21 protein-coding genes are annotated in these 23938 nt (G+C 67.1%); all 21 read left to right on the top strand.

Annotation, left to right across the window (positions count from 1 at the left end):
* On the top strand, positions 1 to 546 hold a 546-nt coding region (locus RR928_RS15905; protein WP_332539204.1), incomplete at its 5' end, for a tyrosine-type recombinase/integrase.
* 43 nt (positions 547 to 589) lie between these two features.
* Positions 590 to 1627, top strand: a complete 1038-nt coding sequence (locus RR928_RS15900; RefSeq protein ID WP_332539202.1) for a LacI family DNA-binding transcriptional regulator — start codon at positions 590 to 592, stop codon at positions 1625 to 1627.
* 77 nt (positions 1628 to 1704) lie between these two features.
* Positions 1705 to 2685: a Bug family tripartite tricarboxylate transporter substrate binding protein gene (locus RR928_RS15895; RefSeq protein WP_332683260.1), complete on the top strand. Its 981-nt coding sequence runs from the start codon at positions 1705 to 1707 to the stop codon at positions 2683 to 2685.
* 5 nt (positions 2686 to 2690) lie between these two features.
* Positions 2691 to 3725: an alpha/beta fold hydrolase gene (locus RR928_RS15890; protein WP_332683258.1), complete on the top strand. Its 1035-nt coding sequence runs from the start codon at positions 2691 to 2693 to the stop codon at positions 3723 to 3725.
* Positions 3726 to 3920: 195 nt separating this feature from the next.
* A complete protein-coding gene (locus RR928_RS15885) occupies positions 3921 to 5039 on the top strand; it encodes a CobW family GTP-binding protein (protein ID WP_332539197.1) in 1119 nt (372 codons plus the stop codon).
* A gap of 376 nt (positions 5040 to 5415) precedes the next feature.
* Positions 5416 to 6045, top strand: coding sequence for an RNA polymerase-binding protein DksA (gene dksA / locus RR928_RS15880; RefSeq protein WP_442881534.1), 630 nt, complete (start codon positions 5416 to 5418; stop codon positions 6043 to 6045).
* 49 nt (positions 6046 to 6094) lie between these two features.
* Positions 6095 to 7792, top strand: coding sequence for an STAS domain-containing protein (locus RR928_RS15875; RefSeq protein WP_332683255.1), 1698 nt, complete (start codon positions 6095 to 6097; stop codon positions 7790 to 7792).
* A gap of 58 nt (positions 7793 to 7850) precedes the next feature.
* Positions 7851 to 8396: an ATP-dependent protease subunit HslV gene (gene hslV / locus RR928_RS15870; protein ID WP_332549571.1), complete on the top strand. Its 546-nt coding sequence runs from the start codon at positions 7851 to 7853 to the stop codon at positions 8394 to 8396.
* Between the two features lie 55 nt (positions 8397 to 8451).
* Positions 8452 to 9765: an ATP-dependent protease ATPase subunit HslU gene (gene hslU, locus RR928_RS15865; protein ID WP_332539191.1), complete on the top strand. Its 1314-nt coding sequence runs from the start codon at positions 8452 to 8454 to the stop codon at positions 9763 to 9765.
* 319 nt (positions 9766 to 10084) lie between these two features.
* The gene (gene mraZ / locus RR928_RS15860) at positions 10085 to 10513 is read left to right on the top strand and encodes a division/cell wall cluster transcriptional repressor MraZ (protein WP_332539189.1); all 429 of its coding nucleotides are present in this window, start codon (positions 10085 to 10087) and stop codon (positions 10511 to 10513) included.
* 14 nt (positions 10514 to 10527) lie between these two features.
* Positions 10528 to 11457, top strand: coding sequence for a 16S rRNA (cytosine(1402)-N(4))-methyltransferase RsmH (gene rsmH / locus RR928_RS15855; protein ID WP_332539188.1), 930 nt, complete (start codon positions 10528 to 10530; stop codon positions 11455 to 11457).
* 79 nt (positions 11458 to 11536) lie between these two features.
* Positions 11537 to 11821 carry a cell division protein FtsL gene (gene ftsL / locus RR928_RS15850; protein WP_332539187.1) on the top strand — a complete coding sequence of 95 codons (285 nt, stop codon included), beginning with the start codon at positions 11537 to 11539 and terminating at the stop codon, positions 11819 to 11821.
* Entirely contained in the window at positions 11818 to 13563 is a 1746-nt protein-coding gene (locus tag RR928_RS15845; RefSeq protein WP_332539185.1) for a peptidoglycan D,D-transpeptidase FtsI family protein, read from the top strand. The genes ftsL and RR928_RS15845 overlap by 4 nt, the downstream gene beginning before the upstream one ends.
* A complete protein-coding gene (locus RR928_RS15840; RefSeq protein ID WP_332539184.1) occupies positions 13560 to 15059 on the top strand; it encodes a UDP-N-acetylmuramoyl-L-alanyl-D-glutamate--2,6-diaminopimelate ligase in 1500 nt (499 codons plus the stop codon). The genes RR928_RS15845 and RR928_RS15840 overlap by 4 nt, the downstream gene beginning before the upstream one ends.
* Entirely contained in the window at positions 15056 to 16468 is a 1413-nt protein-coding gene (locus tag RR928_RS15835) for a UDP-N-acetylmuramoyl-tripeptide--D-alanyl-D-alanine ligase (RefSeq protein ID WP_332683251.1), read from the top strand. Before RR928_RS15840 ends, RR928_RS15835 begins: the two co-directional genes overlap by 4 nt.
* A complete protein-coding gene (gene mraY, locus RR928_RS15830; RefSeq protein WP_332539182.1) occupies positions 16459 to 17637 on the top strand; it encodes a phospho-N-acetylmuramoyl-pentapeptide-transferase in 1179 nt (392 codons plus the stop codon). Before RR928_RS15835 ends, mraY begins: the two co-directional genes overlap by 10 nt.
* On the top strand, positions 17634 to 19547 hold the full coding sequence (murD, locus tag RR928_RS15825; protein WP_442881533.1) for a UDP-N-acetylmuramoyl-L-alanine--D-glutamate ligase: 1914 nt from the start codon (positions 17634 to 17636) through the stop codon (positions 19545 to 19547). Before mraY ends, murD begins: the two co-directional genes overlap by 4 nt.
* A gap of 23 nt (positions 19548 to 19570) precedes the next feature.
* Positions 19571 to 20806, top strand: a complete 1236-nt coding sequence (gene ftsW, locus RR928_RS15820) for a putative lipid II flippase FtsW (RefSeq protein WP_332548812.1) — start codon at positions 19571 to 19573, stop codon at positions 20804 to 20806.
* Positions 20803 to 21864, top strand: coding sequence for an undecaprenyldiphospho-muramoylpentapeptide beta-N-acetylglucosaminyltransferase (gene murG, locus RR928_RS15815; protein ID WP_332540044.1), 1062 nt, complete (start codon positions 20803 to 20805; stop codon positions 21862 to 21864). Before ftsW ends, murG begins: the two co-directional genes overlap by 4 nt.
* Complete coding sequence (gene murC, locus RR928_RS15810; protein ID WP_332540045.1) at positions 21861 to 23303, top strand: UDP-N-acetylmuramate--L-alanine ligase; 1443 nt, start codon at positions 21861 to 21863, stop codon at positions 23301 to 23303. The genes murG and murC overlap by 4 nt, the downstream gene beginning before the upstream one ends.
* Positions 23304 to 23326: 23 nt before the next feature.
* Positions 23327 to 23938 (top strand): D-alanine--D-alanine ligase (locus RR928_RS15805; RefSeq protein ID WP_442881921.1); only part of this gene is annotated, 612 nt, incomplete at its 3' end.

Below are 23938 nucleotides of genomic sequence, written 5' to 3'. Positions count from 1 at the left end.
TGGCTTGAAGCGCGCGATGCGGCCATCGCCGAGCTGCTCTACAGCAGCGGCCTGCGCGTCGCGGAACTCGTGGGCCTCGATGTCGCGCCCGGCCCGGACACCGAACGGCTGGCGCGCGGCTGGATAGACTTCGCCGCCGGCGAGGCGCATGTTCTCGGCAAGGGCAGCAAGCGGCGCGTCGTTCCCGTGGGCGGGGCGGCGCTGCGCGCGCTGCAGGCCTGGCTGGCGCTGCGTGCCCAGCCCTTCGCCGCGCCCGAGCCCGCGCTGTTCATAGGCCGGCGCGGCGCGCGGCTCACGACCCAGTCGGTCTGGGTGCGGCTGCGCGAACGCGCGCGCCAGGCGGGACTGACGACCTCGGTGCATCCGCATGTGCTGCGCCACTCGTTTGCCAGCCACCTGCTGCAGTCCAGCGGCGATCTGCGCGCGGTGCAGGAGCTGCTGGGCCATGCCAGCATCGCGACCACGCAGATCTACACCCGGCTCGACTTCCAGCACCTGGCCCAGGCCTATGAAAATGCCCATCCGCGCGCGCGCCGCAAGCGCTGAGCGCGCGCCGCGCCGGCAGCGCCCGGCGTACTAGAATTCGGCCATGGTTACCGACGAATCCAGTTCTTCCTTGCGATCGCGGCGCCGAAAGACCGGGCAGGTAACCATCAGGGACGTCGCGCAGCTGGCCGGCGTCGCGCCCATGACGGTCTCGCGCGCGATCAGCAACCCCGCCCTGGTGTCCGAGGCGGTGCGCGAGCGCGTGCAGCAGGCGGTGCAGGCCAGCGGCTACGTGCCCAATCTCATTGCCGGAGCGCTGTCTTCGGGCAACAGCCGGCTGGTGGCGGCGCTCGTGCCGGCCATCTCGACCCTGACCCTGCATCCGCTGCTGCAGGCGCTAGAGGACACGCTGGATGCCCATGGCTACCAGATGCTGCTGGGCCAGACCGGCTACAACAACGAGCGCCTGGATTCGGTGCTCGAGACCTTTCTCGGCCGCCGGCCGGCGGCTTTCGTGCTGACCGGCCTGCTGACCGGAGAGGAGCGCCGGCAAAGGCTGCGCGCCAGCGGCGTGCCGGTGGTGGAAACCTGGGACTTTTCGCCCGACCCGGTGGACATGCTGGTGGGCTTCTCCCACGAGGAGATGGCGCGCGCCGCGGCACATTACTTTCACCAGCGCGGGCGCCGGCGCATTGCGCTGCTGGGAGCCGATGACATGCGTTCGCTGCAGCGGCGCCACGGCTTTGTGGCCGCCGCCAAGGAACTGGGCCTGGCGCCGCCCCAGCTGCACATGGTCAAGGCGCCTGCCACCTTGCGCAGCGGGCGCGAGGGGCTGGCACGGTTCCTGGACGCCGAAGGCGGCGTGGACAGCGTCTTTTGCAGCTCGGACATGCTGGCCATGGGCGTGCTGATCGAAGCGCAGCAGCGCCGGCTCAGCGTGCCGCGCGATCTGGCGATATTGGGCGTGGGCGATCTGCCGTTTGCCGCCGACCTCGAGCCCGCGCTTTCCTCCATTCGCCTGCACGGCGGCGCCATAGGGCAGCGTGCCGCCGAGTGCATCCTGGCGCGCATCGAAGGCCAGCCGCGCGCGGCCGTGGCCGAGAACACCGGCTTTTCCATCATCACCCGGGGCACGACCTGAGTCGGTGCAAACCCCTAAGAGATTTTTGTCGCGCGCCGTTATGGTACCGGTACCATCACGTTTAAAAGGAGACAAAAATGCCGCTTCAAGATCGCCGCGCCTTCATGGCCGCCCTGGCCGCCGGCCTGGGCACCCTGCCTGCACTGGGCCTTGGCCAGCCGGCCGCCTGGCCGTCCAGGCCCGTGAAGCTCATCGTGCCGGCGGCCGCCGGCGGTGCCTCGGATCGCCTGGGCCGCATGCTGGCGCCGGATTTCCTCAAGGCGCTGGGCCAGCCGCTGGTGGTCGAGAACCGCGCCGGCGCGGGCAGCACGCTGGGCACGGCATCGGTGGCGGGCGCGCCAGCCGACGGCTATACGCTGCTGCTCAGTGGCGTTTTCAACTCCATCGGGGCCGGCCTGTACAAGCTCAAATATGATTTCCTCAAGGATTTCGTGCAGGTCGCGCCCTTGGCCTTCGGGCCCAACGTGCTGGTCGCACGGCCCGAATTTCCCGCCGAGAATCTTGCGCAGCTGGTGGCCCGCGCCAAGGCGCAGCCCGGGTCCATCAATTTCGCCAGCGGCGGGGTCGGCACCTCCGGCCATCTGCTGATGGAGATGTTCCAGCATGCCGCCAATGTCCGCTTCACGCATGTGGCGTACAAGGGCGGGGCGCCCGCGCTGCAGGACGTGCTGGCGGGCGTGACGCCGCTGATGCCCATCAATCAGGACGCGGCGCTGCCGTACATCAAGGCCGGCAAGCTCAAGGCCCTGGCGGTGTCGAGCGCGCAAAGGAATCCGGCCTACCCGAACGTCCCCACTTTCGTCGAGTCGGGCTACGCCGACGTGGTGGCAATTTCCTGGGGCGGGGTCGCGGCGCCCAAGGGAACGCCGGCGCACGTGGTGGAAAAGCTGCGTGCCGTGGTCCAGGCGGCGCTGCAGCGCCCAGAAATCCGCGCCTCGCTGGAGGCCGACGGCTGGGTGGTGGCCAATATGGCGCCGGCGGAATTCGATGCCTTTGTGCGCAACGACACGGCAAAGATGCTGCGCATCATCCGCGACTCCAACATCAGCGCGGAATGAAGCGCATGAACCATTCTTCCCGTGAACCCGACGCGCGCCTGTCCATCGGGCCTTATGCATTGCACAGCGGCGTGGAGCTTCCCGAAGTCACGGTGGCCTACGCGACCTATGGCCGCCTGGCGCCGGACGGGCGCAACGCCATCCTGGCCACCCACGGCTATACCGCCAGCCATCAGATGCTCGCGCATGGCACGGGCGTGGCCGAAGGCTCCTGGGCGCCGTTGATCGGGCCGGGCAAGCCGCTGGACACCGATCGCTTCTTCGTCGTCTGCTCGAACATCCTCGGGTCCAGCTACGGCACCACCGGGCCGGCCAGCATCGACCCGCGCAGCGGCAGGCCGTACGGCTACGATTTTCCCGACATCAGCTTTGCCGACATCGTGGGCGTGCAGCGCCGGCTGCTCGAGCGCCTGGGCGTGCGCCACCTGCGCGCCGTCGTCGGCCCGTCGTATGGCGGTTTCCAGGCGCTGCAATGGGCCGTGGACCACGCCGACATGGTCGACGCCATCGGCGTCATTGCCTCGGGGCCGTTCTTTGCGCGCAATGCGTACACCGACCTCGACGTGCTCGAGGCGCAACTCGGCGCCGACCCCGCCTGGCGCGCCGGCGCCTACCCGCAGCCAGCGCAGATGCAGGCCACGCTGCATGCGCTGCGCACCCAGACCCTGATGACCTACGGAATGGACGCCGTGCTGCAGGACCAGGGGCTGGATGCGGCGGCGCGCGCGCAGCGCATCGATGCCATGGCCGACGGCTGGGCGCGCGAGTTCGATCCGGGTGCGCTGGTGGTGCTGCTCAAGGCCGGGCTGGCTTTCGATGTGCGCGCCCGCCTGGCGCAGATCCGCGCCGATGTGCTGCATGTCATTGCCAGCACGGACACGCTGTTTGCGCCCAGCGCCAGCCACACTTCCGACCTCGCGGGGGTGGCGGGGGCGCTGCGCTATGTGGAGATGCAGACGCCGTACGGCCACACCGCCACCGGGCCCGCCCATGCGCTGTGGAGCGATGCGCTGCGCCAGTTGATAGACCCGGGGCGCTAGCACCCGCTCACCGCGCTGCAGGGGAAGATGGGACGTCGGCATCGCGCACGGGCTTGCGCCAGGCGGGCCGGGGCAGCCCTTGAAACCGCCGCTAAACTCCCCACATTCCCTGTTTCAGGCAGGGCCTGCGGTCCGTTGGGACGCGCAGGCGCCTGTGTCCGGCGCGCGTTGAGCATTTACTTTCTAGGCGATTCCATGTCTCTCATTCCTGTCACCATCCTCACGGGCTTTCTCGGCTCGGGCAAGACCACGCTGCTCAAGCGCGTGCTGAGCGAAGCCCATGGCCAGAAGATCGCCGTGATCGAAAACGAGTTCGGTGAAGAAAACATCGATTCCGACATCCTCAAGACGGAGTCCAAGGAACAGATCGTGCAGATGAGCAACGGCTGCATCTGCTGCACCATCCGTGAAGATCTGCGCGAGACGCTGCAGCTGCTGGCCGCCAAGCGCCGCAAGGGCATGGTCGAGTTCGACCGCATCATCATCGAGACCACGGGTGTTGCCGACCCCGGCCCCGTGGCCCAGACCTTCTTCATGGACGACGAAGTCGCCGAGTCCTACCTGATCGACTCCATCATCACGCTGGTCGATGCCAAGCATGCGGGCCAGCAGCTCGACACACGCCAGGAAGCGCGCCGCCAGGTGGGCTTTGCCGACCAGATCTTCCTGTCCAAGACCGACCTGGTCAGCGACGACGAGCAGCAGGCGCTGATCCACCGCCTCAAGCACATGAATCCGCGCGCGCCCATCCAGGCCGTGCATTTCGGCGCCGTGCCGCTGAGCCAGGTGCTGGACCTGCGCGGCTTCAACCTCAACGCCAAGCTCGACATCGACCCCGACTTCCTCAAGGAAGACGACGGCCATGCCCACGATCACGCGCATGACCACGCGGATCACGGCGACTGCGACCACGACCACGGCCATTGCGCGCACGACGACCACGGCCATGACGCCCACGCGGGCCATGACCACGCTCCCGGCGAAGCCTGCAATCACGTGCACCACCATCACCACGATGACGACGTGAAGAGCTTCGTCTACCGTGCCGACCGTGCGTTCGATCCGGCGAAGCTCGAGGATTTCCTGGGCGCCATCGTCAATATCTACGGCCCCAAGATGCTGCGCTACAAGGGCGTGCTGAACATGCAGGGTACGGAACGCAAGGTGATTTTCCAGGGCGTGCACCAGCTGATGGGCAGCGATCTGGGCCCGGCCTGGGACGCTGCCGAAAAGCGCCAGAGCAAGATGGTTTTCATCGGCATCGACCTGCCGCAGGACATCCTGCGCTCGGGCCTGGACCAGTGTCTGGTCTGACACTCGTCTGGTTGTTTTCGCTCAAGCTGGCAGATTTATTTTGTAGGAAAATGCCTTTTTTTGACGGGATTTGAGGGCAAAAGCCGGCGTTCTGTGGATTACCCGTATGTGGGTTATATGCAACGGTTCGTTGGCTTTCGCTTGTGGTCGATACAATCGCGCCCCTAAAGAGAACCCGGATGGCGAGTCCCCCCTGGGACTTGTTCCCCTGCCAGGGGCTGGGCGTACCGAGAGGAGACTGGAAGTGAATGCTGAAACCCGCAAAGTGAACGCAGTTGCCAAACCCGCTGCCGCCAAAAAAGCTGCAGCGAAAGTATCTGCCAAGACCGCTACCCAGGTCGCGAACGTGCCCGAGCCCCAAGCCACGGCCCCTTCTGTGCCTCCTTCGACCGTTGCTGCCGGCGGCCTCGCTCGCAGCACCCGTCCATCCGCTCGGTTGACCCAATTGACCGTACCCTCCATGGCCGCGGCCGCAGCCTTCGATGCCGCCAAAGCCAGCTACATCAACACCATGCCCACAACCATGCAAGCGCCTTCATTGATTGCTGCAAAGAAAGATCCTCAATTGGCAAACAACTGGAAGACCAAATCTGCGGAAGAGCTGACCGACGCTGAAGTCCTGGCCATGCCCGAAGAAGAGTACATGAACGACAAGCAGATGGCGTTTTTCCGCCACAAGCTCGTGTTGCTCAAGCAGGACATGCACAACAACGCCGGTGAGACAGCCGAAAACCTGCGCGAAGACACCGTTGTCGTTCCCGATCCCGCCGACCGCGCGACCATCGAGGAAGAGCATGCGCTCGAACTGCGCACGCGTGACCGCGAACGCAAGCTGCTCAAGAAGATCGAACAGTCGATCACCCGCATCGACGCTGGCGATTACGGCTACTGCGACGAGACCGGCGAGCCCATCGGTGTCGGCCGCCTGCTGGCCCGTCCCACGGCCACGCTGTCGCTCGAAGCCCAGCAGCGCCGCGAGCTCAAGCAGAAGATGTTCGGGGACTGAGGGACATTCGTTTCCACGCCCCAGGCCACTTGCGCTACGCTGACCCTCTATGAGTACGGATGACGGCAAGCCCGGTGGCCTTTTTTCCAAGGTGGCTCGCTTTGTGCGCCACCCCACGCTGCACTGGTCGGAGCTGGGCGCGCAGGCGGATGCGCCGCCGGAGCCGGCCGACAAGCAGTTGCTGCGGCAGACGCTGGAACGCAAGCGCCGCAATGATTTCGTGCGCCAGCGTGAATTCGAGCAACTGCGCAAACTGCGCCAGCAGGAGGCGCAGTCCGCCAGCGGTGCCGAAGTCCTGAGCGAAAGCGCAGGCCCGTCGACCAGCCTGCAAGGCAACATCGCCTCGCCCGACACGCGAGCAGTCATGCTGCAGAAGATCGATGCCATCGAAGAGCAGATGTCCCAGCAATGGTGGCGCAACAAGCAGCCGGCCGATGCGTCGACGCTGCCCATGTATCTTCTTTCATCCTTTCCCCAGGCCGATTCGGTGCATGTTCCCGCGGCAGCCGATGTGCCGTACGGCGCTGCGCTCGACGCAGGCGCCGCGCAGCCCGGTTTCGCGCTGACCGCGCCGCTGGACTGGCATGCGCACGCGCCCGTGCCGCCCGCCGCTGCGGCCGGCGAATCCGAACGCCCGGCGCTGACGACGAATTTTCCCGCGACCGAACCCCTTGACCCGCCTGCATGGAACCGCGCCGCGCCGCCGGACGCCCTCCCCAGGCCGGTCTTCGTGCATGACCCCGAGTTCGAAGCCGCGGCGATTGCGTTTGCGAACGGGGACGCCATGGGGGCCGAAGCCGCGCTGCTGGCCTTGCTCGCGCAGCGGGCGGCCCAGCCCGCGCTGCAGCAGCCCGTGTGGCAGGCCTTGTTCGACTTGTACCGCGCCGCGGGCATGGCCGAGCGCTTTGAAGAGCGGGCCATCGATTTCGCCGCGCGTTTCGGGCGTTCCGCGCCGCTGTGGTTTGCGCTGTCCGCGCGTTGCAGCTGGGTGCAGCCCGGCGCTGTGGCGGCCGGCACGGGCGTGCGTGCATGGCGCTGGGCCGCGCCGGCGCAGCTCACGCGCCAGTCGGTCGCCGCGCTGCAGCGCGCCAAGGCCGCGGCCGCCGCGCCCTGGACCCTGGTGTGGGCCGCGCTGGAGCGCATCGATGCCGACGCATTGGTGCCGTTGGAGCGTCTGGTCGACGAGTGGGCGCAGACGCCGGGCCAGATCATTTTTCTCGATGCCCAGGTGCTGGAGCGGCGACTGCAGGCATTGACCGTGTGCGGCGAGCGCGCAGCGTCCGAGGACGGCTGGCGGCTGCGCATGGCGATGCTGCGGCTCATGGAGCAGCACGACGGGTTCGAGCAGGTTGCGCTCGACTACTGCGTGACCTACGAAGTTTCGCCGCCGTCATGGACGCAGCCGCGCAGCACCTACCTCGACGCGCTCGAGCAAGTCCCTGCGGCCCCCGAGCCGTTGGCCGAGGTCCCGGTCGGCGGCGGTCTGGCCGGTTGCATTGAAAGCGATGCCACGCCCTGGCTCGTGGCGCTGGAGAGCCAGGCGCTGCCCGGTCGCCCGCTGGTCGTCGACTGCTCCGAGCTGATACGCCTGGATTTCGCGGCCGCGGGGTCGGTGCTCAACTGGTCGGCGCAAATGCAGGCCCAGGGAATCGAGCTGCATTTCGAACGCGTGCACCATCTGGTGGCGGTGTTCTTCGGCATGATCGGCGTCAGCGACCACGCCCAGCTGCATACGCGCGACGATTGAGTGCCGCGACGCGCGGCCGGGCTTGCAATCCGCGCATCCACCCCCAACTGGCAACGCTATGGAACAGTATCACGGCACCACCATCATCAGCGTCCGTCGCCAGACGGCGGACGGCATTCAGGTCGCCATTGGCGGCGACGGCCAGGTCACCCTGGGCAACATCGTGGTCAAGGGCACGGCGCGCAAGGTGCGCCGCCTCTATCACGGCACCGTGCTCGCGGGTTTTGCGGGCGCCACGGCCGATGCCTTCACGCTGTTCGAGCGCTTCGAGGCCAAGCTCGAGAAGCACCAGGGCAATCTGACGCGCGCGGCCATCGAGCTCACCAAGGACTGGCGCACCGACCGCGTGCTGCGCCGCCTCGAAGCCATGCTGGCCGTGGCCGACAAGAGCGCCTCGCTGATCATCACCGGCAATGGCGACGTGCTCGAGCCCGAGCAGGGCATCGTGGCCATCGGGTCCGGCGGCGCCTATGCGCATTCGGCCGCCAAGGCGCTGCTGACCAATACCGACCTGGGCGCAGCCGAGATCGTCAAGAAGTCGCTCGAGATCGCGGGTGAGCTGTGCATCTACACCAACATGCACCACACGATTGAAACGCTCTGATCCCTTGTTGCCTGCCTGCCGCTGCGCGCCGCAGGCCGATTGAACCGAGAACACCATGTCAATGACTCCCCAGGAAATCGTTTCCGAACTCGACAACCACATCGTCGGTCAGCAAGGTGCCAAGCGCGCCGTGGCGATCGCGCTGCGCAACCGCTGGCGCCGCCAGCAGGTCGAAGGCGACCTGCGTCAGGAAATCACGCCCAAGAACATTCTGATGATCGGCCCGACCGGCGTCGGCAAGACCGAAATCGCGCGCCGCCTGGCGCGGCTTGCCGATGCGCCGTTCATCAAGGTCGAAGCGACGAAATTCACCGAAGTCGGCTATGTCGGCAAGGACGTCGACGCCATCATTCGCGACCTGGCCGAAATCGCCGTGAAGCAGACGCGTGAATGGGAAATCCGCAAGCTGCGCGCGCGCGCCGAAGACGCGGCCGAAGACCGCATCCTCGATGTGCTGCTGCCCCAGGCGCGCACCGGCGATGCGCCGGTAGACAGCACGGCGCGCCAGGTGTTTCGCAAGAAGCTGCGCGAAGGCCAGCTCGACGACAAGGAAATCGAGATCGACCTCGCCGACTCGCGGCCGCAGCTCGAGATCATGGGCCCGCAGGGCATGGAAGAGATGGCCGAGCAGCTGCGCGGCATGTTCAGCCAGATGGGCCAGGAGCGCCGCCACACGCGCAAGATCAAGATTGCCGAAGCGCTCAAGCTGCTGACCGATGAGGAAGCCGGCAAGATGGTCAACGAGGAAGACATCCGGACCCGCGCGATCGCCAATGCCGAGCAGAACGGCATTGTCTTCATCGACGAGATCGACAAGGTCGCGACGCGCCAGGAAACCAGCGGCTCCGACGTCTCGCGCCAGGGCGTGCAGCGCGATCTGCTGCCGCTGGTCGAGGGCACGACGGTCTCGACCAAGTACGGCATGGTCAAGACCGACCACATCCTGTTCATCGCTTCGGGCGCGTTCCATCTGTCCAAGCCCAGCGACCTGATCCCCGAGCTGCAGGGGCGCTTCCCCATCCGCGTCGAGCTCGAATCGCTGTCGGTGCAGGATTTCGAGGCCATCCTGACATCGACCCATGCGTCGCTGGTCAAGCAGTACCAGGCGCTGCTGGCCACCGAAGGCGTGACGCTGGAGTTCACGCCCGAGGGCATCACGCGGCTCGCGCACACCGCGTTCCATGTCAACGAGAGCACCGAGAACATCGGCGCGCGCCGGCTGTCGACCGTCATGGAAAGGCTGCTCGACGAGATCAGTTTCGACGCGGTCAAGCTCTCGGGCCAGACCATCACTGTCGACGCCGCCTATGTCGATGCGCGCCTGGAAACGCTGAGCCAGGACGAAGATCTCTCTCGTTTCATTCTGTAACGTTTGCTGGGCGAAAGGCCCAGTGGCGTTAACGCTTGTATACGCCTGACCGCACTTCGTGTGTGCATCTGCATACCGGAGGCGGCTCAGGTTTCACATGCAGTGAATTGAGTAAGTGCTTATGGGGCAAGGAGTTTTTGCCTAAAAGCAGGTTTCGATTGCGTTCTAAGTCCTTGATTTCATTGCAAATAATTGTCACACCCCCTGTGGCCTGTTCATGATTTGCTGCTACAGTGGAAAAAAGTGCAATTAAGTGGTGAAACTTGCCGTTCCCGGCGGTTTTAGGCGGTGAACGGCGGCAGCCAGTCAAGGGCAATTCATGTTTCAAGGGGCCTCTTCGCTCAGTCTCGACGCGAAGGGTCGGCTTTCCGTGCCGACCCGGCATCGTGACGCCTTGAACGAGATGGCCCAAGGGCAGGTCACGATCACCAAGCATCCCCATGGCTGTCTCATGCTGTTCCCCCGGCCGCAATGGCTGCTGTTTCGCGACCGCATCGCCCAGCTGCCGATGTCCGCGCAATGGTGGAAGCGGATTTTCCTGGGCAACGCCATGGACGTCGACATGGACGGGACCGGCCGCGTGCTGATCTCGCCCGAGCTGCGCCAGGCCGTGGGTCTGACGCGGGACGCCGTGCTGTTGGGAATGGGCAACCACTTCGAGCTTTGGGACAAAGCCACTTATGACGCCCAGGAGGCACAGGCCATGCAGGCCCAGATGCCCGACGTTTTCCAGGATTTTGCTTTCTAAAAAAGGGCGTGCGATTGAACCAGCCCCTCCAACACATTACGGTACTGCTCGATGAAGCGGTAGATGCCCTGCTGGGCGCAGCCGGCGAGTCACCCGCGGGCGAGTTTGTCGACGGGACCTTCGGACGAGGGGGCCACTCCCGGCTCATCCTCGAGCGATTGGGGCCCGAAGGCCGGCTCAGGGCCTTCGACAAGGACCCCGAGGCCATCCAGGAAGCTGCGCGCATCACCGATGCGCGTTTTTCCATTCAACACGAGGGCTTCAGCCATCTGGCTGATCTGCCCACCGCCAGCGTGCAAGGCGTGCTGATGGATCTGGGCGTGAGCTCGCCCCAGATCGACACGCCCGAGCGCGGCTTCAGTTTCCGTTTCGACGCGCCGCTCGACATGCGCATGGACACCACGCGTGGCCAGAGCGTAGCCGAATGGCTGGCCGATGCGGAAATGCAGCAGATTGCGGAGGTGATACGTGACTATGGCGAAGAACGGTTTGCTGGGCCTATTGCAAAGGCGATTGTTGCGCGGCGCGAGGAAAAAGGCCCTATCGCAACCACCGGCGAGCTTACCGAGCTCGTGGCTGGCGCCGTCCGCACGCGTGAGGCGGGCCAGAACCCCGCCACCCGCACATTTCAGGCTCTTCGGATTTTCATCAATGCCGAATTGCAGGAACTTGAGCAGGCGCTAGAAGCCAGCCTGCGCGTGCTCGCGCCCGGCGGCCGGCTGGTGGTGATCAGCTTCCATTCGCTCGAGGACCGCATCGTCAAGCAGTTCATCGCCAAGCATTCCAAGGAAGTGTTCGACCGGCGCGCGCCGTTCGCGCCGCCCGTGCCCATGCGCTTGGTCGGACTCGAGCGCATCAAGCCCAGCGCCGCCGAAGTCGCGGCCAACCCGCGCTCGCGCTCCGCCGTGATGCGCGTGGCGCAGCGCACCGAGGTGCCCGCATGAAGTTGCTCGCGCGTCCCGGCCTTCTTTGCCCTGCCGGTGCGCCGGCCGGCATGGCAGTGCGCGCGCAGAAAGGCCGGCCATGCTGCGTCTGAACCTCGTGCTGCTGCTGGCCGTGATGGCCAGCGCCATTTTCCTGGTGCATTCCCAGTATGAATCGCGCCGGCTGTTCACCGAGCTCGACCGCTCGATCAACGAGTCGCGCCGGCTCGCGACCGAGAACCAGCGCCTCGAAGTCGAAAAGCGCGCCCAGGCCACGCCCCAGCGCGTCGAAGTGCTGGCGCGCGATCAGCTCAAGATGTTTCCGGCCACGCCCGCCATCACGCAGTATGTGCAGGACAACGCCCGCTCGGAGGCCGCGCAATGACGCGCAGCGTGCTCTACACCTCCAGCCCCTTGCTCGCGAGCAAGACGCCGCTGTGGCGCAGCAAGATGATCGTCGCCATGCTGGCGCTGGGCTTTGTCGGTCTGGGCGCACGCGCTGCCTATGTCCAGGTGTTCGGCAACGACTTTTTTCAGCGCCAGGGTGAGGTGCGCTTCGCGCGCACGCTGGAGCTGCCGGCCAACCGCGGTCGCATTCTCGACCGCAACGGCCTGATCCTGGCGTCCAGCGTCCCCGCGGCCAGCATCTGGGCCATTCCCGAAGACGTGGACAAGGAAGATCCCGAAGTCCGCGCCAAGATGCCGCAGCTCGCCAAGCTGCTCGAAATGACGCCTGCGGCCCTTGAAGCCAAGCTCGCCGACGAGGACAAGACCTTTGTCTGGATCAAGCGCCAGCTCGACTGGGACATAGGCGAGCAGATCAAGGCGCTGGGCATCAAGGGCATCTACCAGCGCAAGGAATACAAGCGCCAGTACCCCGAAGGCGAACCCGCGGCCCACGTCGTCGGCTTCACCAACGTCGAGGACCAGGGCCAGGAAGGCATGGAGCTGGCGTTCAACAAGGAACTCGGCGGCAAGGCCGGTTCGCGCCGCGTGATCAAGGACCGCATGGGCCGGGTCGTCGAAGGCGTGGGCGAGGAAGTGCCGCCCATGGACGGCCAGGACATCCAGCTGTCGATCGACAGCAAGGTGCAGTATTTCGCCTACCAGAAGCTGCGCGACCAGGTCGAGAAGTTCAAGGCCAAGGCCGGCAGCGTGGTGGTCATGGACGCGCGCACCGGCGAGCTGCTGGCGCTGGCCAACTACCCCAGCTATGTGCCCGACAAGCGCAAGAACCTGACGGGCGAACAGCTGCGCAACCGTGCGATCACCGATGTGTTCGAGCCCGGCTCGACGATGAAGCCCATCACCGTCGGCATCGCGCTCGAGACCGGAAAGTTCAAGCCCGACACGCCTATCGACACCACGCCCGGACGTATCAACGTGACCGGCTCGACGATTTCCGACACGCACAACTACGGTCTGCTGACGGTCGCCGGCGTGATCCAGAAGTCGAGCAACGTCGGCACGACCAAGATTTCCCAGCAGCTCACGGCGCAGCAGATGTGGGAAGGCTTCTCCGCGGTGGGCTTCGGCCAGAAGCCGCAGATTTCCTTCCCCGGCGCGGCCAGCGGCCGGCTGCGCCCCTACAAGACCTGGCGGCCGGTGGAGCAGGCGACGATGTCGTACGGCTACGGTCTGTCGGCCAGTCTGCTGCAGATGACGCGTTCGTACACGGTGTTCGCCAACGACGGCCGCGTGATTCCCGCAACCATGCTCAAGCGCGACGAACCGCCCGTGGGCGTGCCCATCTTCTCCGAACGCACGGCCAACCAGGTGCGCCAGATGCTGGCGCTGGCCGCCGGCCCCGGCGGTACCGGCCAGAAGGCCCAGACCGTGGGCTATTCGGTGGGCGGCAAGTCGGGCACGGCGCGCAAGCAGGTCGGCAAGAACTATGCGGCCGGCAAGTACCGCGCCTGGTTCACGGGCCTGGCGCCCGTAGACAAGCCGCGCGTGATCGTTTCCGTGATGGTCGACGAACCCACCACGGGCAGCGTCTACGGCGGCACGGTCGCCGCACCCGTGTTCAGTGAAGTCGTGCAGCAGACGCTGCGGCTGATGGGCGTGCAGCCCGACGTGGCCGTCGTGCCGCAGATCGTCGCCAACCCGGTGGAGGAGTCGCTATGAGCATGGTGCAACTGACTTCGGCGACCGAAGCCGTGCAATGGCTGCGCGGCCGCATCACGGGACGGCTGCAGACCGACAGCCGCCAGGTCGCCAAGGGCGATGCCTTCATTGCCTGGCCCGGCGCGGCGACCGACGGCCGCGCGCATGTGGCCCAGGCGCTGGCGCGCGGCGCCGCGGCCTGCCTGGTCGAAGCCCAGGGCGTCGAAGCCTTTGATTTTTCCGATGAGCGCATTGCTGCCGTGCCCGGTCTCAAGGCCGCGAGCGGCGAGATCGCGGCGCTCTGGTACGACCGCCCCAGCGAGCAGCTGCAGGTGCTGGCCGTGACCGGCACCAACGGCAAGACCACGACCGCCTGGTGGCTGGCGCACGCGCTGGCGCAGCGCGGCTTCGACGGCCGCCAGGGCTGCGCCATGGTCGGCACGCTGGGCGTGGGCGTGCCGCCGCGGCTCGAAGACACGGGCCTGACCACGCCCGATCCCGTGCGCCTGCAGCGCGTGCTGCGCGAATATGTCGATGCGGGCGTGGCCGCCTGCGCGATGGAAGCTTCGTCCATTGGACTGGCCGAGCACCGGCTCGCGGGCACGCGCATACGCGTGGCGATCTTCACCAATTTCACCCAGGACCATCTCGACTACCACCTGAACATGCAGGCCTATTGGGAAGCCAAGAAGGCCTTGTTCGACTGGCCGGGCCTGGAGGCCGCGGTCATCAATGTCGACGACGCGCATGGCGCACGCCTGTGGGCCAGCCTGCAGTCGCGCGACCTTGATGTCTGGAGCGTCTCCACGCAAGGCCCGGCGCGCCTGCAGGCAAAGGACATCAGCCTGGGCCGCGAGGGCCTGCAGTTCACGGTGATCGAGGACGCGCACAGCCATGTGCTCAGGACGCGTCTGGTGGGCCAGTACAACGTTGCCAACCTGCTGGGCGTGATTGCCGCGCTGCGCGCGCTGGGCCTGAGCCTGGACCAGGCGGTCGCCGCCTGCGACCAGCTCGAGCCCGTGCCCGGGCGCATGCAGCAGATCGCCGAAGCCGGCAAACCGCTGGTGGCCGTCGACTATGCCCATACGCCCGACGCGCTCGAGCAGGCGCTCAAGGCCTTGCGGCCCGCGGCGCGCCAGCGCGGCGGCCGGCTGTGGTGCGTTTTCGGCTGCGGCGGCAACCGCGACGCGGGCAAGCGCCCGCTGATGGGCGAAATGGCCCAGCGCCATGCCGACGGCGTGGTCGTGACCAGCGACAATCCGCGCGGCGAAGACCCCGACGCGATCATTGCCCAGATCCTGGGCGGCATGTCGCCGTCCGCCAATCTGCATTCGGAGTCCGACCGCGCGGCCGCCATTGCCTACGCGCTGGGCGAAGCCGGCGCCAAGGACGTGGTGCTGATCGCCGGCAAGGGACATGAGGAATACCAGGAGACCGCGGGCGTCAAGCGCGCGTTCTCCGACATGGCCGAAGCGCGCAAGGCGCTGTCGGCGCGAGAAGGAATGAAACGGTCATGATGACCCTGAACCAAGCGCTGGCCCTGATCCAGTCCCAGATCCCCCAGGCCCGCCTCGTCGGCGATGGCGAAACCCGGCTCGCGCGCGTGCACACCGATACGCGCAGCCTGCAGCCCGGCGATCTGTTCGTGGCCCTCAAGGGCGAGCGTTTCGACGCCAATGATTTCCTGGCCCAGGCCAGGGACAGCGGCGCGGCCGCGGCCCTGGCCCATCCCGGCCGCCTGGCCGAAGCCGGCCTGCCGGGCATAGAAGTCGATGACAGCCTGGCCGCGCTGGGCGCGCTGGCCTCGGCCTGGCGCGCGCAGTTTTCGTTGCCGCTGATCGCGGTCACCGGCAGCAACGGCAAGACCACGGTCACGCAGATGATCGCGGCCATCCTGTCGGCCCAGGCGGGCGAGCAGGCGCTGGCGACGCGCGGCAACTTCAACAATGCCATTGGCGTGCCCTTGACGCTGCTGCGCCTGAACGGCGCGCACAGTCTGGCGGTGATCGAGCTGGGCATGAACCACCCCGGTGAAATCGCCGAGCTGGCGCGCATTGCCAGGCCCACGGTGGCGCTGGTCAACAACGCCCAGCGCGAACACCTTGAGTTCATGCACACCGTGCAGGCCGTGGCCGAGGAGAACGGCAGCGTGCTGGAGGCGCTGCCCGCCGACGGCGTGGCGGTGTTTCCGGCCGGCGAAGAATTCACCCCCGTGTGGCAGGCCCTGGCGCAAACGCGTGCCTGCCTGCTGTTTGGCGACCAGGACAGCGGTGCCCAGGTGCATGCGCTGCGGGCAGAGTGGGAGCAGGGCGCGTGGCAGGTGCGCATCGCCACGCCGGCGGGCGCTTTTGATGCCCGGCTGCAGATCGCGGGCCGGCACAACGTGCGCAACGCGCTGGCCGCCACGGCCTGCGCGCTGGCCGCGGGCGTGCCGCTGGCGGCGATCGCCGCGGGCCTGAACGCCTTTGTTCCCGTGACCGGCCGTTCGCGCGCGTTCAGCGTGCGGGTGGCAGGCCACGACGTCACGGTGGTCGATGACAGCTACAACGCCAACCCCGACTCGATGCGCGCCGCGATCGACGTGCTGGCCGAGCTGCCCGCGCCGCGCTGGCTGGTGATGGGCGACATGGGCGAAGTCGGCGACCAGGGGCCGCAGTTCCACGCCGAAGCCGGTGCCTATGCGCGTGAAAAAGGGATAGAGCGGCTGCTGGCGCTGGGCGCGCAAAGCACGCATGCGGTCGCTGCCTGCGGCGCCGCGGCACAGCATTTCGAAGACATGGCAGCGCTGCTTGCAGCGGTGCGCGAAGGGCTGCCCGCGGTGGGCAGCCTGTTGATCAAGGGATCTCGGTTCATGAAGATGGAACAGGTGGTGCAGGCGGTTTCGGCCTGTGCGGACAGCGCAGCATCGGAGGCCGCATGCTGCTGATGCTTTTTCAATGGTTGCAAGGTCTTTCGCCGGAATTCGGTTTCCTGCGCGTTTTTCAATATCTGACGCTGCGCGCCGTGATGGCCGCGCTGACCGCGCTGGTGATCGGCCTGGCGGCCGGCCCGCGCGTGATCCGCCTGCTGGCCTCGCTGAAGATAGGCCAGCCCATTCGTGGCTACGGCATGGAGACCCATCTCGCCAAGAGCGGCACGCCCACCATGGGCGGCGTGCTGATCCTGCTGTCGATCGCGATTTCCACGCTGCTGTGGTTCGAGCTGTCGAACCGCTTTGTCTGGATCGTGCTGCTGGTGACGCTGGGCTTCGGTGCCATCGGCTGGGTCGATGACTGGCGCAAGGTCGTCAACAAGGACCCCGAAGGCATGCGTTCGGGCGAGAAGTATTTCTGGCAGTCGGTGATCGGCCTGCTGGCCGCGCTGTATCTGGTGTTCAGCATTTCCGAGAACAGCAACGTGCAGGTGTTCGAGCTGTTCATCCGCTGGGTGCAGTCGGGCTTCTCCATGGACCTGCCGTCCAAGGCCGGCCTGCTGGTGCCGTTCTTCAAGGAAGTCAGCTACCCGCTGGGCGTGCTGGGCTTCGTGATCATGACCTATCTGGTGATTGTCGGCGCGAGCAACGCGGTCAACCTGACCGACGGTCTCGACGGCCTGGCGATCATGCCGGTGATCATGGTCGGCTCGGCGCTGGGCGTGTTTGCCTATGTCACGGGCAGCGTCAACTTCGCCAAGTACCTGCTGTTCCCGCACATCGCCGGCTCGGGCGAGCTGCTGATCTTCTGCGCGGCCATGGCCGGCGCGGGACTGGCCTTCCTCTGGTTCAACGCCCACCCGGCCCAGGTGTTCATGGGTGACGTGGGCGCGCTGGCGCTGGGCGGCGCGCTGGGCACCATCGCGGTGATCGTGCGCCAGGAAATCGTGCTGGCCATCATGGGCGGCATCTTCGTTGCCGAGGCGGTGTCGGTGATGCTGCAGGTGGTCTGGTTCAAGTACACCAAGAAGCGCTACGGCCAGGGCCGGCGCCTGCTGAAGATGGCGCCGCTGCACCACCATTTCGAGAAGAGCGGCTGGAAGGAAACGCAGGTCGTGACGCGTTTCTGGATCATCACCATGCTGCTGTGCCTGGTCGGCCTGTCGACGCTGAAACTGCGATGAATACCCCCCACCTCACTCCTGTGCCCACCGACGCCCTGGCGCCGGACGATGCCGTGCTCGCGCCTGAAGAAGCCCGGGTGCAGGAAGACCCCGTGCTGCCCGCATCGGTCGAGCCCGGCGAATCGGCGCCAGCCGCTCCCTTGCCGGCCGAGGTCGCCGACATGGCCGAGCCGCTGCCCGCAGCCGAGCTGTCGGCGCCGGCAGCACCCGTGCCGCCGCTGTCGAGCCTGCGTGCGGCCGAAGACGCGGCGGCGTTCGTCGCGCAGATCTTTGCGCAGGTGGCCGCGCCCGCGGTGGAGGACCAAGCCACTGCGGCGGCGCAGGCCGCACCAGCCGAAGCCGTGCCCGAACTGCCGCCCGTGCCCGCGGGCTGGCCGCAGGCGACCGATGAGCAGGACTTGCCGCTGGCCGGCCAGCAACTGCTGGTGCTGGGCCTGGGCGCCTCGGGCCTGGCGATGGCGCGCTGGTGCGCGCGGCTGGGCGCGCAGGTGACCGTGGCCGATACACGCCAGGCGCCGCCCCAGCTGGCGGTTCTGGCGCAGGAGCTGCCCCAGGTGCGCTTCGTCGCCGGTGCGTTTGATGCGTCGCTGCTTGACGGCCAGAATTTCGCCGCGGTCTACCGCTCGCCGGGACTGAGCCCCGAGCAGCTTGCACCCGTGCTGGCCGCGGCCCAGGCCCAGGGCCTGCGCCAGGGCGGCGAGCTCGATCTGTTTGCGCTGGCGCTGCAGTCGCTGGCCCGGGGCCATGGCTACCAGCCCGCGGTGCTGGCGATCACCGGCACCAACGGCAAGACCACGGTCACTTCGCTCACGGGCCAACTGCTCGCGCATGCGGGCAAGACCGTGGCCGTGGCCGGCAACATCGGCCCCACGCTGCTCGACACGCTTTCCGGCCATATCGATGACTGCACGCTGCCCCAGGCCTGGGTGCTTGAACTCTCGAGCTTCCAGCTCGATGCCGCGACGGGCTTCTCGCCCACGGCCGCGACCGTGCTCAACATCAGCCAGGACCATCTCGACTGGCATGGTAGCGTCGAAGCCTATGCCGCGTCCAAGGCGCGGATTTTCGGCGACGGCCTGATGATTCTCAACCGCGAAGACCCGGTCGTGATGCAGATGCTGCCCGCGCCCACGCGCGTCAAGCTGCAGCGCCCCCAGGAGCGCCAGCATGTCACCTTTGGCGGCGACATGCCGCGCCGCCCCGGCGACTTCGGCATCGAAGTCGTTGCCGGCATGGCCTGGCTGGTGCGCGCGCTTGAAGCCGACGAAACCGGCAAGCGCGCCAAGGCGGCGCAGGACGATCTGCATTTCCAGCGGTTGATGCCCGCCGACGCGCTGCGCATACGCGGGCGGCACAACGCCATCAACGCGCTGTCGGCGCTGGCCCTGGCCTCGGCCGCGGGCTGCGCCCTGGGCCCCATGCTCTACGGCCTGCGCGAATACCGCGGCGAGCCGCACCGCGTCGAGCCCGTGGGCGTGGTCGGCGAAGTCGAGTTCTTTGACGACAGCAAGGGCACGAATGTCGGCGCGACCGTGGCTGCGCTCACCGGCCTGGGCGCCGACCGCCGTCTGGTGGTGATCATGGGCGGCGAAGGCAAGGGCCAGGATTTCTCGCCGCTGGCCGCGCCCGTGGCGCGCTATGCGCGCGCCGTGGTGCTGATAGGGCGCGACGCGCCGCTGATTCGCGCGGCGCTCGAGGCCAGCGGCGTGCCGCTGCTCGCGGCCGACTCCATGGCCCAGGCCGTGGCGCTGGCCCATGCGCAGGCGCGCCCCGGCGAGGCGGTGCTGATGTCGCCGGCCTGCGCGAGCTTCGACATGTTCAAGGACTATGAAGACCGCGCGCGCCAGTTCGTGCTGGCGGTGGAAGGCCTGGCGCACGACGCCGGCCATGACCTGGAGGGCTGGGTGTGAGCACCGCTTCCATCTCGCAGCGCATGGCCGCCTGGTTTGGCGGCATCTCGGAAAAGGCCGTCGATGTGCTGCCGGTGCGCGTGGGCGGGCCGCAGTATCGCCGCCCCACGGTCACGCCCGCGAGCGTGCTGGGCCTGGACCAGGCGCTGATCTGGATGGTGATAGGCCTGCTTGCCTGGAGCATCGTGATGGTCTACTCGGCGTCGATCGCGATGCCCGACAACCCGCGCTTCGGCAAGATCGCGCCCACCCATTTCCTGCTGCGCCACAGCATGTCCATAGGCATGGCGTTTGTCGGCGCGCTGCTGGCCTTCCAGGTGTCCATGGTCACCTGGGAGCGCATGGCGCGCAAGCTGTTCCTGGTCTCGCTGATCCTGCTGGTCGCGGTGCTGATTCCGCATGTGGGCACCGTGGTCAACGGCGCGCGCCGCTGGCTGTCGCTGGGCATCATGAACTTCCAGCCGTCGGAGCTCGCGAAGTTCGCGGTATTGATCTATGCGGCCGACTACATGGTGCGCAAGATGGCCGTCAAGGAGCGCTTCTTCCGCGCGGTGCTGCCCATGGGCGCGGCCGTGGTGGTGGTCGGCGTGCTGCTGCTGGCCGAGCCCGACATGGGCGCGTTCATGGTGATCGTGGTGATCGCCATGGGCATCCTGTTCCTGGGCGGCGTGAACGCGCGCATGTTCTTCCTGATCGCGTTCCTGGTGGTCGTGGCCTTCGTCATCATCATCGGCTTCTCCGAATGGCGGCGCGAGCGCATCTTCGCCTACCTCAACCCCTGGGACGAGAAACACGCGCTGGGCAAGGGCTACCAGCTCTCGCATGCGCTGATCGCCATCGGCCGCGGCGAGATCTTCGGCGTGGGCCTGGGCCGCAGCGTCGAGAAACTGCACTGGCTGCCCGAAGCGCATACCGACTTTCTGCTGGCCGTGATCGGCGAGGAGTTCGGCCTGATCGGCGTGCTGACGCTGATCATCATGTTCCTCTGGATCACGCGCCGCATCATGCACATAGGCCGGCGCGCGGTCGCGCTGGACCGGGTGTTTTCCGGCCTGGTCGCGCAGGGCGTGGCCGTCTGGGTGGGCTTTCAGGCCTTCATCAACATGGGTGTGAATCTCGGGGCGCTGCCGACCAAGGGGCTGACGCTGCCGTTCATGAGTTTCGGCGGGTCGGCCATCCTGATGAATTTGGTGGCGCTGGCCGTGGTGTTGCGCGTGGATTACGAAAACAAGGAACTCATGCGCGGAGGACATCCATGAGCAAGACCGCATTGATCATGGCCGGCGGCACCGGCGGCCACATCTTCCCCGGCCTGGCCGTGGCCCAGGCGCTGCGCGAGCGCGGCTGGCAGGTGCACTGGCTGGGCGCGCCGGACAGCATGGAGTCGCGCCTGGTGCCGGCCCAGGGCTTCACGCTCGAGACCATAGACTTTTCCGGGGTGCGCGGCAAAGGCGTGGTGACGCTGGCGCTGCTGCCGCTGCGCCTGCTCAAGGCGTTCTGGCAGGCGCTGGCCGTGGTGCGCCGCGTCAAGCCCGACGTGGTCGTGGGCCTGGGCGGCTACATCAGCTTTCCTGGCGGCATGATGGCCGTGCTGGCCGGCAAGCCATTGGTGCTGCATGAACAGAACTCGGTCGCGGGCATGGCCAACCGCGTTCTTGCCGGCGTTGCCGACCGGGTGTTCACGGCGTTTCCCAAGGTCTTTGCCAAGGGCCAATGGGTGGGCAATCCGCTGCGCCCGGCGTTCACGTCGCAGCCGCTGCCGGCCGCGCGCTTCGCGGGACGCAGCGGCCCGCTGCGCCTGCTGGTCGTGGGCGGCAGCCTGGGCGCGCGTGCGCTCAATGATGTCGTGCCCCAGGCGCTGGCGCTGATTCCCGCCGACTTGCGCCCGCAGGTGCTGCACCAGAGCGGCGCCAAGCAGATCGATGCGTTGCGCGCAAACTACGCCGCCGCGGGCGTGGAGGCGACGCTCACGCCCTTCATCGACGACACCGCCCAGGCGTTCGCCGACGCCGATGTGATCGTCTGCCGCGCGGGCGCAAGCACCGTGACCGAGATCGCCGCCGTGGGTGCGGCCGCGGTCTATGTGCCGTTTCCGTCGGCCGTGGACGACCACCAGACCACCAATGCGCGCTTCATAGTTGACGCCGGCGGTGGATGGTTGCTGCCCCAGGGAGAACTGGGCGCGGAAATGTTGTCCAATATGCTACAAAATATGCAGCGCTCCACGCTTTTGGAGCGCGCAGAACAAGCGAAGAACATGCAAAAGATTGAGGCGACCACCGCGGTGGTGCGCGCGTGCGAGGAGTTGGCGCGATGAAACACGCCATCCACCACATCCATTTCGTCGGTCTCGGCGGCTCGGGAATGAGCGGCATCGCCGAGGTCCTGAAGAACCTTGGCTACCATATTTCGGGCTCCGACCTGGTCGACAGCCCGAGCCTGCAGCGCCTCAAGGGCCTGGGCATCACCACCTGCGTGGGCCATGAGGCCAAGCACATCGACGGCGCGGACGTCGTCGTGACCTCGACGGCCGTGCAGGCAGACAACCCCGAAGTGCTGGCCGCGCGCGCCAGAAAAATTCCCGTCGTGCCGCGCGCGCTGATGCTGGCCGAGCTGATGCGCTTCAAGCAGGGCATTGCGATCGCGGGCGCCCACGGCAAGACCACGACCACCAGCCTGGTGACCTGCGTGCTCGCCGAAGCCGGGCTGGACCCGACCTTCGTCATCGGCGGCAAGCTCAACAGCGCGGGCGCGAATGCCCAGCTGGGCCAGGGCGACTACATCGTCGTCGAGGCCGACGAGTCGGACGCCTCGTTCCTGAACCTGCTGCCCTGCATGGCCGTGGTCACGAACATCGACGCCGATCACATGGAAACCTACGGCCATGACTTCGGCCGGCTCAAGAGCGCGTTTGTCGAGTTCCTGCACCGCATGCCGTTCTACGGCCGCGCCATTCTCTGCATGGACAGCCCCGCGGTGCGCGACATTCTGACCAGCGTCGCGCGCCCCATGACCACCTACGGCTTCAGCGAAGACGCGCAGGTGCGCGCCGTCAACGTGCAGGCGCGCGGCGGCGAAATGCATTTCACCGTGCGCCGCGAAGGCCAGCCGGGCAACGGCAGCTACCCCGATCTCGACGTGGTGCTGAGCCTGCCGGGCGAGCACAACGTGCTCAATGCGCTCGCGGCCGTGGCCGTGGCGATGGAGCTCGAGATCGCCGACGACGCGCTGCTGCGCGCGCTGCTCAATTTCAAGGGCGTGGGCCGGCGCTTCCAGCGCTATGGCGAGCTGCCCAGCCGCGACGGCGGCCATTTCACCGTGATCGACGACTACGGCCACCATCCGGTTGAAATGGCGGCGACGCTGGCCGCGGCGCGCGGCGCGTTTCCCGGCCAGCGCCTGGTGCTCGCGTTCCAGCCGCACCGCTACAGCCGCACGCGCGACTGTTTCGAGGATTTCGTCAAGGTCATAGGCGCGGCCGATCTGGTGCTGCTGACCGAAGTCTATGCGGCCGGCGAGGCGCCCATCGTGGCCGCCGACGGCCGCTCGCTGGCGCGCGCGCTGCGCGTGGCCGGGCGCGTGGAGCCGGTGTTCGTCGAGAACGTCGGCGATCTGCCCCAGGCGATCGTCGACAACGCGCGCGCCGGCGATGTCGTGCTGTGCATGGGCGCGGGCTCGATAGGCACGGTGCCGGCCAAGGTCGTGCTGATGATGGATCAGGCTGAACAGCCAGTCGAAGAGAAGGTCGGGATATGAGCGGATTGGACGCGAAGGCGAATATGAATATCGATGTGGGCGCACTGGGCAAGGTCGCGGTGCTGATGGGCGGGCGCTCGTCCGAGCGCGAAGTCTCGCTGATGTCGGGCAGCGGCGTGCTGGCCGCGCTGCGCGCGCGCGGCGTCGACGCGCATGCGTTCGATCCCGCCGAGCGCGACCTGTCGGCGCTCAAGGCCGAAGGCTTTGCGCGCTGCTTCATCGCGCTGCACGGCCGCTTCGGTGAAGACGGCACGGTGCAGGGCGCGCTGGAACTGCTCGACATCCCCTACACGGGCCCGGGCGTGATGGCTTCGAGCATCGCCATGGACAAGATCATGACCAAGCGCATCTGGCGCTTCGAAGGCCTGCCCACACCCGACTGGCGTCTGGTCGCCAGCGCCGAGGAAACCAGCCAGGCGCTGGCCGTGCTGGGCGCGCCCATGATCGTCAAGCCCGCGCGCGAAGGCTCGACCATTGGCCTGACCAAGGTCACGAGCGCCGAGGAATGCGCCCAGGCCTATGCACTGGCGTCGCAGTACGACCCCGAAGTGCTGTGCGAGCAGTTCATCGATGGCGACGAGACCACCTGCCCGGTGCTCGAAGGTGCGGGCCAGCCTGCCGATGCCGGCCGCGCC

Source organism: Comamonas sp. (assembly GCF_036666375.1).
Lineage (GTDB): Bacteria > Pseudomonadota > Gammaproteobacteria > Burkholderiales > Burkholderiaceae_C > Comamonas.
Note: the sequence above shows the minus strand (reverse complement) of the source record. Positions and strands in the feature narration are given on the sequence as shown.

Bases quoted from the DNA above. Each gene is read 5' to 3' on its own strand.
- RR928_RS15875 (WP_332683255.1), top strand. From the start codon at position 6,095: ATGAGTACGGATGACGGCAAGCCCGGTGGCCTTTTTTCCAAGGTGGCT.
- ftsL (WP_332539187.1), top strand. From the start codon at position 11,537: ATGCTGCGTCTGAACCTCGTGCTGCTGCTGGCCGTGATGGCCAGCGCC.
- RR928_RS15900 (WP_332539202.1), top strand. From the start codon at position 590: ATGGTTACCGACGAATCCAGTTCTTCCTTGCGATCGCGGCGCCGAAAG.
- RR928_RS15835 (WP_332683251.1), top strand. From the start codon at position 15,056: ATGATGACCCTGAACCAAGCGCTGGCCCTGATCCAGTCCCAGATCCCC.
- RR928_RS15895 (WP_332683260.1), top strand. From the start codon at position 1,705: ATGCCGCTTCAAGATCGCCGCGCCTTCATGGCCGCCCTGGCCGCCGGC.
- murG (WP_332540044.1), top strand. From the start codon at position 20,803: ATGAGCAAGACCGCATTGATCATGGCCGGCGGCACCGGCGGCCACATC.
- RR928_RS15840 (WP_332539184.1), top strand. From the start codon at position 13,560: ATGAGCATGGTGCAACTGACTTCGGCGACCGAAGCCGTGCAATGGCTG.
- hslV (WP_332549571.1), top strand. From the start codon at position 7,851: ATGGAACAGTATCACGGCACCACCATCATCAGCGTCCGTCGCCAGACG.
- RR928_RS15890 (WP_332683258.1), top strand. From the start codon at position 2,691: ATGAACCATTCTTCCCGTGAACCCGACGCGCGCCTGTCCATCGGGCCT.
- mraY (WP_332539182.1), top strand. From the start codon at position 16,459: ATGCTGCTGATGCTTTTTCAATGGTTGCAAGGTCTTTCGCCGGAATTC.
- murC (WP_332540045.1), top strand. From the start codon at position 21,861: ATGAAACACGCCATCCACCACATCCATTTCGTCGGTCTCGGCGGCTCG.
- RR928_RS15885 (WP_332539197.1), top strand. From the start codon at position 3,921: ATGTCTCTCATTCCTGTCACCATCCTCACGGGCTTTCTCGGCTCGGGC.
- ftsW (WP_332548812.1), top strand. From the start codon at position 19,571: ATGGCCGCCTGGTTTGGCGGCATCTCGGAAAAGGCCGTCGATGTGCTG.
- mraZ (WP_332539189.1), top strand. From the start codon at position 10,085: ATGTTTCAAGGGGCCTCTTCGCTCAGTCTCGACGCGAAGGGTCGGCTT.
- hslU (WP_332539191.1), top strand. From the start codon at position 8,452: ATGTCAATGACTCCCCAGGAAATCGTTTCCGAACTCGACAACCACATC.
- murD (WP_442881533.1), top strand. From the start codon at position 17,634: ATGAATACCCCCCACCTCACTCCTGTGCCCACCGACGCCCTGGCGCCG.
- RR928_RS15845 (WP_332539185.1), top strand. From the start codon at position 11,818: ATGACGCGCAGCGTGCTCTACACCTCCAGCCCCTTGCTCGCGAGCAAG.